Source organism: Prodigiosinella confusarubida (genome assembly GCF_002847015.1).
Lineage (GTDB): Bacteria > Pseudomonadota > Gammaproteobacteria > Enterobacterales > Enterobacteriaceae > Prodigiosinella > Prodigiosinella aquatilis.
Map to the genome: position 1 here is coordinate 1176581 of NZ_CP025085.1, position 13648 is coordinate 1190228.

A 13648-nucleotide genomic window follows, 5' to 3' on the forward strand; every position below is an offset into this window, starting at 1 on the left:
AATAAACGCTCTTCGAGTCTGAACTTAGCGTCTCTTCTATGAGAGATCTTTTATTTCAGCAAGTTGCTCTTCCTGTATCGGATCTTGTTTTTACCTGTCCGTTATTTCCATTATTATCATCGTTTCGTTTTTGACTGATTGGTAGCTGATATGACTGCAATTCTCCTGCTTGATTCCCGTGCTGATGAAATTTGTTCTGTACTGCATGCTGCCGATCCTCATCTGGCACTGGTGGAAAGTACTGGCGATCCGCAGCAAGCCGCTCAGTGCCCTATCTGGGTGGGAGAGCCGGACAAAGCTGCTCATATGCTGAGACTGGGAGTAAAGCCTCAGTGGTTGCAATCGACCTGGGCAGGATATAAACCGTTGTTGGAGGCCAGATTACCGCAGGATTATCGTCTGAGTCGTGCAGTAGGGGTGTTTGGTCAGCCGATCGCCGAATACATCATCGCCTATCTGTTACAGCATGAGTTGCGAATGAATATGCGTCAACAAAGTCAGCAACGATGTGAGTGGGATAAGTCACTACCGGGTTCATTATATGGTCGTCAGGTATTAATTGTGGGCGCTGGCGATATTGGCCGGGAAGTCGCGGCCTTTTTACAGCCATTCGGTGTCACTTTACACGGTATTGTTAACGTGCCACGCCCTCTGCCGGGATTTGAACGGGTGGCTGGCATAACTGAATTGCCTCAGGCGGTACAGCACGCTGATTATGTTATCAATATTCTGCCTGATACCCCGGCAACAACAGGTATCTACAATGCGGCGTTGTTTGCTGCGATGAAACATTCTTCACTGTTTATCAACGTAGGGCGGGGTAGCGCTGTGGTGGATGACGATTTACTGGCGGCACTGGCACATCAGCACATTGCGGGAGCGGTGCTGGATGTGTTCAGGCAAGAACCTCTGCCACAAGGGCATCCATTCTGGCGGGTGCCTAATCTTACAGTAACCGCACATATCGCCGGGCCATTGGTCCCGCAACGGTTAGGGCATCTGTTTTTGGAGAATTTACCCCGATTTATGCATGGATTACCGTTGATAGGAGAAGTCGATTTTTCTGGCGTTTATTAAGAAGAACCCGAGGATTCATCCGTTGATGAAAATTGCTTGCCAACATTATGTGATTGGTTCATAATTCCGCCCTCTTGAGATTTCATAGAAAATAACCAAATATTTCAGTATGTTATTTCTTGTTTTCTTCTGAGGGTCATCCAAGTCAATGTGTTATTTTGTCACAGGGTAGAGGGTGATCAGGCAGTATCCGTGCGGGAATAGCTCAGTTGGTAGAGCACGACCTTGCCAAGGTCGGGGTCGCGAGTTCGAGTCTCGTTTCCCGCTCCAATTCTTCATCTATAGACATCCACCAAGGGCTATAGTTTCTTGATTCAAAAGGGTTCTATCCCTGGAGAATGTCTGGCAAAAACTGCTCAATGCCACTGTCAATCTGCCCGAACGGTACATGAAATCCGGGTAGTCGCTGGTTTGCTGAGTCACTGCCCTGAGTGCAATACACCTCTTATCAACTCGAAGTCGGTGTACCTATGGTATTAACTGATGCCGTAGTCCGGCAAGCCAAGGCCACCGGCAAAGACTACACCATCATGATGCAGATGGACTTCGTCACGAAAAACGGATAAAGGGGAGCTGCTATAACCGCAGGGAATGTGAATTTTTTAAGCATTCCGTGGCTGTTTTTTCTGTATTTTTCGTTCGCAAGTTGATCAGTTGGCAGGTACCAGAACATAGCCGGATTGCAGCCCTTGCACCTCAATGCCTTGAGCGATAGCCCGGCCTGGCGTGACTCGTATTTTTGACGGTGCTGCGTCAAGCGTAGCGCGATACCGTACATAGGTAGAGCCATCATCGTCCGTGCCCAGTGCCTGTGGCGGCACCGCAATACCCTGCTCGTTGCGGTAGATGATGATGGCCAGTCGGGCGCTCATGCCCAGTCTGACCTGCTGCGCGGCCTCGGCATGAGGTCTATCGACTGAAATCACGATGTCATAATGGGCGGTTGCACCAGGCGCGTCTGCTGCGTTGCCTTGTACCGCGATGGTGGCAATACGGCCCGTTAGTGTTTGTCCGGCAAAACCATCCCCAGTGATTTGTACCGGCATACCTTCGCGCAGTTGGTGCAGATCAGCTTCTTCCACTCGAGTGAGTACCTGAATGCGATCCAGCCCTATTACGAGCAGCAGAGGCGCTCCTTGCATGACCTGTACCCCTGCTTGAGCGATGACGGCTTTGCCGCCCTCAGGCATCGACGGACGTAAAATCACTCCTGAAAACGGCGCTTTGAGAACCTGGCGTTCGCTTTGTGCTGCTACGGCCTGATGACGCGCTTGTGCGTTGACTAGTTCCATTTCAGCAATCTTGCGCTCTTCACCCTGGCCGCGCGCTTCGACGGTGAGCAGCTCATCCTGCGCGGAGAGTAAGTCTTGCTGCTGCATGCGCACTTGTTGCGCAAGCGTATCAACTTCCATGCGGGCGACGATACCGCGCTCAAACAGAGCCCGTGTATCGCGCAGGTTTGCTTGCGTGACTCCCAGGATCGAGCGGGCTGTCTGCACGGCGCGTCGGGCACGGGAAACCTCGGGGCTACTGTCCCAGTTGCGTAGTTGATGGACTTCACGCTGTGCTTTGAGCAGTTCCGCCTGCGCCTGGCGTAGCTGGATTTCGATTTGCCCTGGGTCAAGTCGCAGCAGCGTCTGGCCCGCTTCAACAGTCTGCCCTTCCTGTACCAACACTTCACGGATAACGCCTTCGAACGGCGCTGACAGGGTTTCTTGCCGGACAGCCTGAATGCGGCCCATCAGCCCTAACTGCTGTTCGATCAACTGGGGTTGCACCCGCAACCACTGTACTTGCGTGTCCTGCGCCAGGCTGGCGTCGTCGGGTTCCCAGGGTTTCCAAAAAATGGCGACAGTCACTACCATCAGCAACGCCAATAGCACCGACAAGATCGGGCGGCGACGGATGAGCGTGATCAGTTGGTTCGCCAGGCGGTATCTAGTCATTAAGCGCTATATCCCAGCTCTGTAGTGTGGTACCCAGCGTCTGATCCAGTTCGGCCTGGGCGTTCAGGTAGCTGATCAGCGCGTTGAGGCGTGCATTCTCGGCATTACGCAGGTCGTTCTCGAAACTCAGCACCTGGAAGTTGCTGGATCGGCCCACTGTGAGTTTTTCCCGCTCAATTTCGAGCTTGCGGCGGGTGAGGTCACGCGCGCGCTGAGCGATTTCGTACTGCCGCCAGCGGGTGCCAATATTGCGTACTGCATTCGTTACATCGCGCTTCAGTTGTTGGCGGGCTTCCGCCAACTGAATCTCCTGGTTGCGCACATTGACCTGGGCCTGTACTTCGGCCTGGCGTGTGCTGAGGTCGCCAATGGGAATTTCGACCTGTATCCCGACATAGTTTTCCCAGGTGCGTGCGGAGTCGCCCAGAGTATTGCGGTCACGTATCTGGCTGGCACCGCCCACAATCGAAACATCCCAAAGGCGGTCGTTACGCGCCACCGCGAGATTGATGGCCTCCTGCTCGCTATATATGACCTGGGAGAGCCAGGCTGGCTGTGACGCTTCGGCTTGGTGTAGTGCCTGGGCTGCATTGACATCCACACGTCGGGCCTGTAGCGCCTCGGTTGCAACAATAGGTGTGTTTAGATTCAGGGCTAGTAGCTGCAACAGGGCAAGCCGTGCCGTGTCCACCTGATTGCGGGCCTCTTCGTAGGCCAGTTCTTGTGAGGCGACCTCGGCTTCCGTCTGCACAATCTCGAACTCTGCCATGCGCCCGGCTGCGATCATGGCTCGGTTGACCTCGATCAGTTGGCGAGCGCGCTCCAGCGAGTCCCGAGAAATCTTCAATTGTTCCTGTACCTGCAATAGCGTGCGATAGGACTCGATCACCTGTGTGATGGTCTGAGAGACAGTGGATTTCAGGTTGAGTCGGTTGGTCTGCTCGGTTAGCCGTGCAAGGCGTACCGGCGCTGTCGCAATCTCCTTGCCCGCACCGCGTAACAACGGTTGGATCAGCGATATATTGGCACCGTCATTGAGTGATAGTCCGGCCTGATCAGCCTGTGTATGACGATACGTCCATCCCAGGCTCACGCGGGTGCCATACGGCGTCAGCAAGGTGGTTGTAGGCGTTACGGAACCCTGCCGATAACGGTCATCCTGATTCCGATTGGAAAGGTAGCTGCCACTGAGCATCAGCTTCGGTGTGAAGCGGTCTTCGGCCACGCGCAGATCGAACTTCTGGGATATGCGATCCAGATAGGCGCTACGGATAGAACGGTTGTCGCGCAGCCCTAGATAGATCGCATCGCTCAGTGTCAGCTCGATGGTCTGGGCATTGAGTGAAATACTGGCAGCCGAGGGTGACGGCTGGCCTTGGCGGGTTGCCTGGGACGGGCGCAATGACCTATCAGTTCCCGCTTGGACAACAACAGGGGCCATCAGGGTGAGTGCAATGAGAATAGGCACATTACGCATCGCGCAACGCCTGTTCGGGAGTAAGCCGTGCTGCCGCCATGGCTGGCGACAAGCCAAAAAACAGGCCGGTTACAATGGCACTGCCGATACCGAGGGGCAACGCTGCCGCCGATAATGAGAAGGACGACCAGCCGGAGTAGTGAACGAAGGCCCAAGCCATGACTAAGCCGACTGCCGCACCGGCCAGCGCGCCCGTAGCGGCCAGTATGATCGCTTCCAACAGAAAGAGCCTGGCAATGTCTTGGGGCCGAGCGCCGAGCGCCATTCGCACACCGATCTCGCGGCGTCGCTCAGCGACATTCATCACCATGACGTTCATGACGCCGATGCCACCGACCAGTAGGGCGATACCCCCCAAGCCAGCCAGCAGCCAGGAGAACAGGCGTGATTGCTGGGCCATGCCGTCAAGCAGCAGACGGGGAATTTGTACGTTGACCTCATACCCAGGCATTTTATCTCCCAGCCACTGCTGCAAACGGGGAGACGTCTGTGTCAACGTAGTGCCGTTAGGGTTGCGGGCCAGTACGCTGGTTATCTGTGGGTTAGGAATGATGCGCCGCATACCCTCTAGAGGCAGCAGAATAGCGTCATCCAAGGAGACGGGAAGCAGAGTGTTCTGGCCTTTGGGCTGTAGGATGCCGATGATCTGAAACAGGTAGCCGCCAATTTGTACATGGTCGCCGGGCAGGGTGTGGATACCCGCGCTTTTCCATTCGGCCGCTACATTTGCACCTAACACTGCATAGGTGCTGTGCGCATCGAACCTGCTCAAGAAGCGCCCTTGCGTCAGTCGGAGATCCAGCACTTTGGGAAGGTCTGCATTACTACCCAGCGTGGTTGTACTCAGCGTGTGGCCTTTAAGCCGGGCATCCGTACTCGTAAGGATTAAGGGGGCTGCCGCTGCAATGTCGGGGACGGCCTTACGAAGCGCGTCGGTATCCAGTGTGGCAATGTTGGGGAGCGCCTCGCTGCGACCGCCGGTGGGAATTTGCACGTTCGCCACGAGCAGGTCACTGCCCATCCCTTTGAAAACGCTCATGGCTTCCCGTTCGGCATTGTGCCCGATGTTCAGTAGCGCTACTACGGCCATGCAGCCCACTGCGATCCCCAAGAGTGCCAAGACGGCTCGGCGGCCAAGCTGGCGCAGATTCTCTACCGGTTCGCGCAACTGTTGCAGCCATGAGGGGCCGTAGCCATGCGATAAGCCTGAAGCGCTTGCGGTATGACGGGGTTGTCTAGGCATGTCCAGCTTCCTCTAATCGGCCATCGTGGACTTGAATACAGCGCGCCATGCGATCAGCAATCCCGGTATCGTGAGTCACCACTACCAATGTCGTGCCACATTCGCGGTTCAGGGACAGCAGCCGTTCGATGATGTCCTGCGCGGTCTGGCTATCGAGATTGCCAGTAGGTTCATCGGCCAGCAGTAGCGACGGTTCGCCGACAAGGGCGCGAGCTATTGCAACGCGCTGGCGCTGCCCGCCTGACATGTCGGCTGGGCGATGGTGACGGTGATTGGTCAGGCCAACTCGCTCCAGTTGCATCAGAGCGGCTTGTCGGGCTTGTGGCTGGGGGATGCCGCGATACAGCAGAGGTAGTGTTACGTTGTCCAGCGCATCGAGCCGTGGTAGCAGGTTGAAACTCTGGAATACGAAGCCGATAATCCGGTTACGCGCTATAGCGCGTGATTCAGCATCGGCGCTGGTCATGTCTTTACCTGCGAGCAGTACACGGCCCGAAGTAGGTTCGTCCAGTAACCCGATGAGGTTGAGCAGCGTGCTTTTGCCAGATCCAGATGCTCCGACAATGGCGCAGCTTTGGCCCGCAGGGACGGAGAACGACACATCATGCAGAACCGCCTGATTGGACGCGCCCGTAGTGTAAGCGTGCGTAATATTTTCCAAGCGAATCAAATCGGTATCGTGAGCTCTCTGCATCCTTTCTCCAGAATGTTTGTCGTCCTCTTGACAGTGTTGTTGCCGCAGGCTGCTTTTAACTACGCGCCTTATGCTTGCTTGTTACCGCCCAATCGTTGGGTCAGCAGCTCCAGCAAAGATTCCAGTTCATTTTTGTGTTGGGCTGATTCAGCGCCATTCGCCTGTTGCATCCTGGCCTGCAATTGGGTGTCGTAACCCTTTGGCAGTTGGGCTTCCTCGATGGCCGGGAGTGACTGATAGTAGTCCAATATTTCTTGATAGGTTTTCGAGGAAACCTCGCCGTTTCGGTTATATTCGTCCATTATTTTTTGAGAAACGGTTCGGCTCCATGCCTCATGTTGGTCATAGGCTTCCAGCCATGCGGCCCGGCGTTCATTGATGGTAAATGCGCCACTGTCATCGTAAGTAATCAATGCTAGTTGATCGCGTGACATCCCTTTGAAGGGATTTACTCCCTTGCCATTGGTAAAGTCGGTTGCTTGTCGGGCTTGGGCAAGACGCTGTGGGTCGTCAGAGGCTGGCACTTCCGCATCATGAACAGCCTTGTTGCTCCGATAGCTCTCTCCCAGCAGCTTATTGACGGTAGACTGTGCAATAGCGGCCAACTCGTCGCGGCTGGTGTTGGCATCGCGTGCGGTCGCACGGTTCGCCGCATCACTAAGCAGGTGGGAAAGCGACGAAACCTGCGTTTTGGCACTGGCCTGTATGTCGATTGTGCCGTTAGCCTTCTCAGATGTTGTAGCGCTGGTCTTGTTGATAGTGCCTTGTGCGCTAACCTGTGTTTGTTGCGCCATAGAGGTGCCAAACTGATTGATACCGTTCATACTGGGATTCCGCAATTTCCATATCTACAGAAGAAGTGCGGCCAAACTATTGGCTTGAGCCGCACTTTGCCAATTACTTCATCGTGAATTCAACGGTCCATGAATAGTTCGACAGATTCTGCGACTTAATGGTGGCGTTGCAGACTGCGCCATTACTGGCGGTTGCGGTTTTGTTCCATTTCGGAACTTTGGTGGGACCACCAGGAAGCAGAACGCCGCCAATGATCTGGTTCACGAAGGTCGTGCCGAAGACACAGGTCTTTCTACCCATGGTGTAGCGCACAATTGCTGCGTTGGCATCAGGGCTGATCGGGTTCTGTACTGTGTAAGTATTGGTTCCTTGAGGCGCAACAGTCGTTGCAGGCTTGGGACTGGCATTGACGTTGGTACTGACCTCGTTATTGGTCACAATCTTGTAGGTCGCCTCTTGGGTACCCAGATTCTTGAATGTGATCTGTACTGGTGGGCCCGCAAATGCCGCGCCAGCAGCGCACATCGTAGCAGCGGCAAGAGTAGCCAACAGCATGGTTTGTTTGATTTTCATACATGATCTCCTTCAATGGTATTGAACAATGTAACCGTGCAGGGCTTGTCTTTGCCCGTCCGGTATTGCAGCACTTCGCTGTGCGATCTCATGCGGCAATTCTGCTTTGTCCAACCGACATTGAAGCAAGTCCATGTGGATTATTCTGTTCAATGCAAGTCGGCAAAATTTGCGTATAAATTCCTTTATGGGATAACGACTCGAAACAAGAAAACTTTAGTGGTGTTTGACATATGTTTTGTGCCGTCCTGGTTCTTGCTGAATAAGCGGTGCAGAAGGACGTCCCGCGTGGCAAGCGTCATCGTTCATGGCCGTGCTAGCGAAGGTTCATACGCCGCACAAGGCTGACAGTCGCATCGTTTAGCGCCGTCCCTCTGCGACTTTGCCTGGTTCGCGTTTCAGAATGTTGTCGTTGCTCAAAGAGGTGCGCTGGTTGCAGTCATGGTCGCGTCATGCTGATGCAGAGTGCATAACGTTCGTGACGTGACAGAACTACCCCATGGCAGCACCTGTCCAGGAGCAACAGACCGAGGAAGGAGCGCGTTTCGTAGGATTGAGTCCTATTGATCAAAAAAACACTTGAAGGGGTGTCGTGGAAAATTGCTTGCTAAGATCTTCCGGGTAAGACAGAATACGGTCCCTCAAACAGAAGGGTGTACCAAAAACTTTTGTTGAATCAATGAAACAGGTGGGAATCCGTTGTCTCGTTTCCCGTTCCGAATTTTCAGCATTTTCTCCATTTCTTTCAGAAATTCCCCCCCTCTTTTTTTGAAAAAAATAATTCTTTTGAACAGACTTATCCACAGATGATGTGCTTTAGTTTATATCTGTCAGTTTGTCATCTAAAAAAATTTTTTTATTTATATATCTGAAATAAAAAGATAAATTTATAATAAAAAACGTTATCAAGATCACTTGTACTTTTTGTTACGATTGATTGACAACGATTTTTTATAATTATCCACAGATGATATAAAGCTTCAATGACAAATTTTTTTCACCAAATATCATGTCAGCCGTCTCTGGGTAATCCTTTCTCAATAGCTCGAATAAGCCGTTTTTTCTGGGCTGGCAAGATGTCAAGTGCTGACTGTTCCCGGCGGGACAGTTGCTGAGCAATGGCCCATTGGATATGTTCATCCAGCACGTTGTTTTCCCCAAGTCGGGATCGCAAGGCCAGTACGATATGATCTTCATAAGGTGCATTACCCAGGGCGACTGCAATATTGCGTAACCAGCGTAAATGGCCAATGCGGCGAATAGATGAACCTTCGGTGATCCGTAGAAATTTGTCTTCATCCCAGCCAAATAGATCTAACAGCTCTGGCGCGTGTAAAGCGGCACGTGGACTGAAATCCACTTCATCCGTCAGTTGCGAGAAACGGTTCCACGGGCAAATTAACTGACAGTCATCACATCCATAGATACGGTTACCTATCAAGGGCCGTAGGGCTTCCGGGATAACGCCTTCCAGTTCGATAGTCAGGTAGGAAATGCAGCGTCGCGCATCAACGGTATAAGGCTCGACAATCGCCCCTGTTGGGCAGATTGTCATGCAGGCGACGCACTTTCCACACGCTTCCTTAACCGGATTATCCAATGGAAGGGGTAAATCAATGAGCAGCTCCCCCAGAAAAAACCAAGATCCCGCAGAACGATTAAGTATCAGTGAGTGTTTGCCAACCCAGCCTAGTCCGGCTTTGGCGGCTAACGGCCTTTCCATAATCGGCGCAGAATCAACGAAGGGGCGGAACTGCAACTTTCCACAGTAGGCCTGAATCATGTCTCCCAGCTTTTTCAAACGCTGGCGCAGCAATTTGTGATAATCGCGGCCCAATGCGTAACGACTGACATAACCCAGGTGAGGATTTTTTAGGGTATTAGCAAAAGCCGCCTTAGCAGGAAGATAATTCATGCGTACACTTATAACGCGCAATGTCCCGGGCAACAGTTCGTGTGGGCGGGTTCGCAACATACCATGTCGGGCCATCCATGCCATTTCGCCGTGATATTGCTTATCCAGCCATGCCTGCAACCGGGGTTCTTCGTGAGAAAGGTCGGTATCACAAATTCCCACCTGCTGGAAACCCAGCGATTGACCCCATTGCTTGATAAGTTGTGCTAATTCATTGAGATCGTAGGGGTATGTCATGATGGGCCATAGAAAGAATCAAGTCTCTTCCACTTTACCATATTCTGTATTCAGGGCCGACTGGATCCGTGATGAGGAAGCTGAAGCAGCAGAGATGTCGGGGGTTTCGTTGTATACCCTGATGCAACGTGCCGGTGATGCGGCCTTCAATCTCATCCGACGGTATTACCCAAACGCTCGCCACTGGCTGGTGCTGGCAGGACATGGCAATAATGGTGGTGATGGTTATATTGTCGCCAGTCTGGCTCGACAGGCTGGAATGCAGGTCTCGGTTATTGCCATCCCAGGAACCCGGCCTTTACCCGCAGAAGCGACACAAGCCCGGCAGGCCTGGCTGGAACAGGGGGGTACGGAGCTGGATACTGAAGCACTGTGGCCGGAGCATATTGATATTATTGTTGATGGTTTGTTAGGTACGGGGCTTTTATCGGCACCCAAAATGCCTTATGACGAGCTGATTGAGCGAGTAAACCATTGTCCGGCGCCTGTAATGGCATTAGATATTCCTTCAGGATTAAACGCTGAAACCGGTCATCATGAAGGAGCAGTGATTCAGGCTGACCACACGGTGACTTTTATTGTCCTGAAACCGGGATTACTTACCGGGGCAGCCCGTGACTGCGTTGGTCATCTTCATCTTGATGATCTAGGGCTTTCCGAATGGGTAACGCGGCAAGTGGCCCCAATTCAGCGTCTTACTGCGGCATCGCTGATGCGCTGGTTAAAACCACGTCGACCTGTAGCCCATAAGGGCGAGCACGGTAGGTTGCTGATTGTTGGCGGTGACGAGGGAACTGGCGGCGCTGTTTTTATGGCTGGCGAGGCCGCATTACGCAGTGGCGCCGGATTGGTGCGAGTGCTTACTAACAAGCAGTATGTTGCAGCGTTGGTGGCCTTTCGTCCCGAGTTGATGGTACAAGAGCTTACTGCGGTAACTCTGCGTCAGGGAATGGAGTGGGCGGATGTTGTTGTGATCGGCCCGGGGTTGGGGCAGCGGGATTGGGGAAAAAATGCACTGCGAATAGCGGAAAATTGTAACAAATCCATGTTATGGGATGCTGATGCTCTCAACCTGCTGGCAATCAATCCGCATAAACGTCAGAATCGCATTCTGACCCCTCATCCTGGTGAGGCGGCCCGGTTATTAAACTGTCGCGTATCAGATATTGAGAGTGACCGCTTACTAGCTGCCCGGAAACTGGTGAAACGTTATGGCGGTGTTGTCGTGCTGAAAGGTGCCGGGACAGTGATCGCTAATGAGCAAGAGGGGTTGGCGATAGCCGATGTCGGTAATCCTGGTATGGCAAGTGGCGGTATGGGTGATGTGCTTTCCGGTATTATCGGGGCGTTTCTGGCACAAAAACTGGCATTGTATGATGCTGCCTGCGCGGGGTGTGTTGTTCATGGTGCAGCAGCAGATAAGTTGGCGAAGCAACGGGGCACGCGGGGGATGTTGGCAACCGATTTGATGCCAGTGTTGTCGCAATATGTAAATCCTGAGTGGATATCCTTAGAAAAGACAGAATGAAGAAACTCTTGTTACCTCTGCCGAACGAGGCAGCAACCATCGCACTAGGTGCCGCACTGGCCAAGGCGTTTGACTGTGCTGGTATTATTTATCTTTTGGGTGACCTGGGGGCGGGGAAAACCACGTTGAGTCGTGGTTTTCTACAGGCGCTTGGTCATAAGGGAAACGTAAAAAGTCCAACTTATACGTTGGTTGAGCCTTATGAATTGTCACCTCGTCCGGTTTATCACTTTGATCTTTATCGGTTAGCCGACCCTGAAGAACTGGAGTTTATGGGAATCCGTGATTATCTGTCACAAGATGCTATCTGTCTGATTGAATGGCCGCAGCAGGGCGTCGGGATATTACCGCCGGCCGATATTGAACTGCATTTGCATTATCAGGGTACGGGACGGCAGGCAGAGGTTATCGCGCTGTCGTCAGTGGGAGAAAAATTACTGGTATGTCTGGCCGGATTATTGAGGTTGAAAACGTCATGATAAACCGGTTGATTAAAGTCTTATTCTGCGTGTCATTGATGTTTGCCAACCCGTTATGGGCGGCTAACCTTTCGGATATCAAGGTCAATAATGCCTCTGGGCAGGCAACGGTGAGCCTCAGGTTCAGTGGACAGCCTATTTATGCTTTTTTCTCGTTGCACAATCCGGACCGGGTAGTGATTGATGTACGCCAGTCTGGCCTTATTCAAGGGTTGCCGTTGAAATTCAGTGGCCAGAACATGATTTCCCGTATTCGTAGTAGCAAGGCGAAGGATGCGCAAAGTCTCCGGCTGGTGCTTGAATTGACTGGTCGGGCTAAAACGCGAGCGGTTACGCAAAAAACCGGTTCAGACTATACCGTGGTTTTCACCGTGACTGGCGAGAGAAAAGCGGTTGTCAATAATCCAATAACCTCGATATCGCGTAGTGAACCCCAAACTGATCGCAGACGTGTTCCATTCAATGCTAAACCGACGACGACGGCGGACAGGAACACGACGTCGGCCCGGGTTCCTGCCCGTCGTGTGGGCGATGAAAAAATTGTGATTGCGATTGATGCCGGGCATGGTGGTCAGGATCCAGGTGCGACGGGGCCCGACGGCTTGCATGAAAAAAACGTCACCATAGCGATTGCCCGAAAACTAAAGGCTATCATGGAGAGGGACCCGATGTTTAAACCGGTACTGACTCGTGATGGCGACTACTTTATTTCTGTGATGGGGCGTTCCGAAGTAGCCCGTAAGCAAGGGGCCAACTTGTTGGTGTCTATCCATGCGGATGCGGCGCCAAACCATAATGCTACCGGTGCCTCGGTCTGGGTATTGTCAAACCGACGAGCTAACAGCGAGATGGCCAACTGGCTCGAACAGCATGAAAAACAGTCTGAGCTATTGGGCGGTGCCGGCGATCTATTGGCAAACAGTAGAGCCGATCCCTATCTGAGTCAGGCAGTACTGGATTTGCAGTTTGGTCATTCACAGCGTGTTGGTTATGACGTTGCCGTCAAAGTATTGCGTGAATTGCACCGTATTGGCCGTTTGCATAAACAACGTCCGGAATACGCGAGTCTCGGTGTATTACGATCGCCGGATATCCCTTCACTTCTGGTGGAAACCGGTTTTATTTCCAATGCGGCTGAAGAACGATTATTGGGTAGCGATGCCTATCAGGAAAAAATCGCTAATGCCATCTATCGGGGGCTGCGCAGTTATTTCCTGGCACATCCATTACAATCGGCTCCAAAGCCGGAAAAACGACCATCCATACTGCCGACAGTGAAGTCTTCCGTTTCTGCGACGTCCGGCAGATACCCCAGCCGTAATACAGTGCGTCATACGGTGTCACGGGGGGAAACGTTATCCGGAATTGCTGTTCGTTATGGTGTCAGTATGGCGGCGATACGTGATACCAATCACCTGAAGAAAGATGTGGTCTGGGTTGGGCAGCGATTAACAATCCCGGTGGCTGACAACCGTGTCGCCAATGTGAAGTCTGCCACCAAAAAAGTGGCAACTGTGGTAAAACACAAAGTAGAAAGAGGGGATAGCCTGAGTTCTATCGCCACCCGTTATGGTGTCAGCATGAAAGAAATTCAGCAGGCTAATGATATGGCATCAAACCGGGTATTACTGGGCCAGACGCTAATTATTCCTTCCGTCTGACGTAAACGAAAAGAGGTAAGTTC

12 protein-coding genes and 1 tRNA gene are annotated in these 13648 nt (G+C 52.6%); 6 read left to right on the forward strand and 7 right to left on the reverse strand.

Annotated elements, in window-relative coordinates:
• Positions 1-150 precede the first annotated feature (150 nt).
• From CWC46_RS05490 to CWC46_RS23460, 3 genes are all read left to right on the forward strand, one after another.
• Entirely contained in the window at positions 151-1077 is a 927-nt protein-coding gene (locus tag CWC46_RS05490; RefSeq protein ID WP_021017263.1) for a D-2-hydroxyacid dehydrogenase, read from the forward strand.
• Positions 1078-1271: 194 nt separating this feature from the next.
• Positions 1272-1347: transfer RNA gene (locus CWC46_RS05495), tRNA-Gly, on the forward strand.
• Between the two features lie 161 nt (positions 1348-1508).
• The gene (locus CWC46_RS23460) at positions 1509-1643 is read left to right on the forward strand and encodes a hypothetical protein (protein ID WP_255401399.1); all 135 of its coding nucleotides are present in this window, start codon (positions 1509-1511) and stop codon (positions 1641-1643) included.
• A gap of 84 nt (positions 1644-1727) precedes the next feature.
• Here CWC46_RS23460 and CWC46_RS05500 read toward each other — a convergent pair whose 3' ends face one another.
• The 7 genes from CWC46_RS05500 to queG all read right to left on the reverse strand — a co-directional run bounded on the left by CWC46_RS05500 (position 1728) and on the right by queG (position 9957).
• Complete coding sequence (locus tag CWC46_RS05500; RefSeq protein WP_021017262.1) at positions 1728-3023, reverse strand: efflux RND transporter periplasmic adaptor subunit; 1296 nt, start codon at positions 3021-3023, stop codon at positions 1728-1730.
• A complete protein-coding gene (locus CWC46_RS05505; protein ID WP_101377539.1) occupies positions 3016-4464 on the reverse strand; it encodes a TolC family protein in 1449 nt (482 codons plus the stop codon). The genes CWC46_RS05500 and CWC46_RS05505 overlap by 8 nt, the downstream gene beginning before the upstream one ends.
• 28 nt (positions 4465-4492) lie before the next feature.
• Positions 4493-5743 carry an ABC transporter permease gene (locus CWC46_RS05510; protein WP_021017260.1) on the reverse strand — a complete coding sequence of 417 codons (1251 nt, stop codon included), beginning with the start codon at positions 5741-5743 and terminating at the stop codon, positions 4493-4495.
• Positions 5736-6437, reverse strand: coding sequence for an ABC transporter ATP-binding protein (locus CWC46_RS05515; protein ID WP_021017259.1), 702 nt, complete (start codon positions 6435-6437; stop codon positions 5736-5738). Before CWC46_RS05515 ends, CWC46_RS05510 begins: the two co-directional genes overlap by 8 nt.
• A gap of 68 nt (positions 6438-6505) precedes the next feature.
• A complete protein-coding gene (locus tag CWC46_RS05520; RefSeq protein WP_021017258.1) occupies positions 6506-7261 on the reverse strand; it encodes a hypothetical protein in 756 nt (251 codons plus the stop codon).
• Positions 7262-7334: 73 nt separating this feature from the next.
• Complete coding sequence (locus CWC46_RS05525; RefSeq protein WP_021017257.1) at positions 7335-7805, reverse strand: hypothetical protein; 471 nt, start codon at positions 7803-7805, stop codon at positions 7335-7337.
• A 1012-nt stretch (positions 7806-8817) separates the two neighbouring features.
• Positions 8818-9957, reverse strand: coding sequence for a tRNA epoxyqueuosine(34) reductase QueG (gene queG / locus CWC46_RS05530; RefSeq protein WP_021017256.1), 1140 nt, complete (start codon positions 9955-9957; stop codon positions 8818-8820).
• Between queG and nnr the strand changes: the two genes are divergently transcribed.
• Genes nnr through amiB form a run of 3 tightly spaced genes read left to right on the forward strand, consistent with a single transcriptional unit; the run spans position 9956 to position 13625 of the window.
• Positions 9956-11485 (forward strand): bifunctional ADP-dependent NAD(P)H-hydrate dehydratase/NAD(P)H-hydrate epimerase, encoded by a 1530-nt coding sequence (nnr, locus tag CWC46_RS05535; protein ID WP_051391535.1) that lies wholly within the window; start codon positions 9956-9958, stop codon positions 11483-11485. The two genes, queG and nnr, sit on opposite strands and share 2 nt — an antisense overlap.
• Positions 11482-11964: a tRNA (adenosine(37)-N6)-threonylcarbamoyltransferase complex ATPase subunit type 1 TsaE gene (gene tsaE / locus CWC46_RS05540; RefSeq protein WP_021017254.1), complete on the forward strand. Its 483-nt coding sequence runs from the start codon at positions 11482-11484 to the stop codon at positions 11962-11964. Before nnr ends, tsaE begins: the two co-directional genes overlap by 4 nt.
• On the forward strand, positions 11961-13625 hold the full coding sequence (gene amiB, locus CWC46_RS05545) for an N-acetylmuramoyl-L-alanine amidase AmiB (protein ID WP_021017253.1): 1665 nt from the start codon (positions 11961-11963) through the stop codon (positions 13623-13625). The genes tsaE and amiB overlap by 4 nt, the downstream gene beginning before the upstream one ends.
• Positions 13626-13648: the final 23 nt, after the last annotated feature.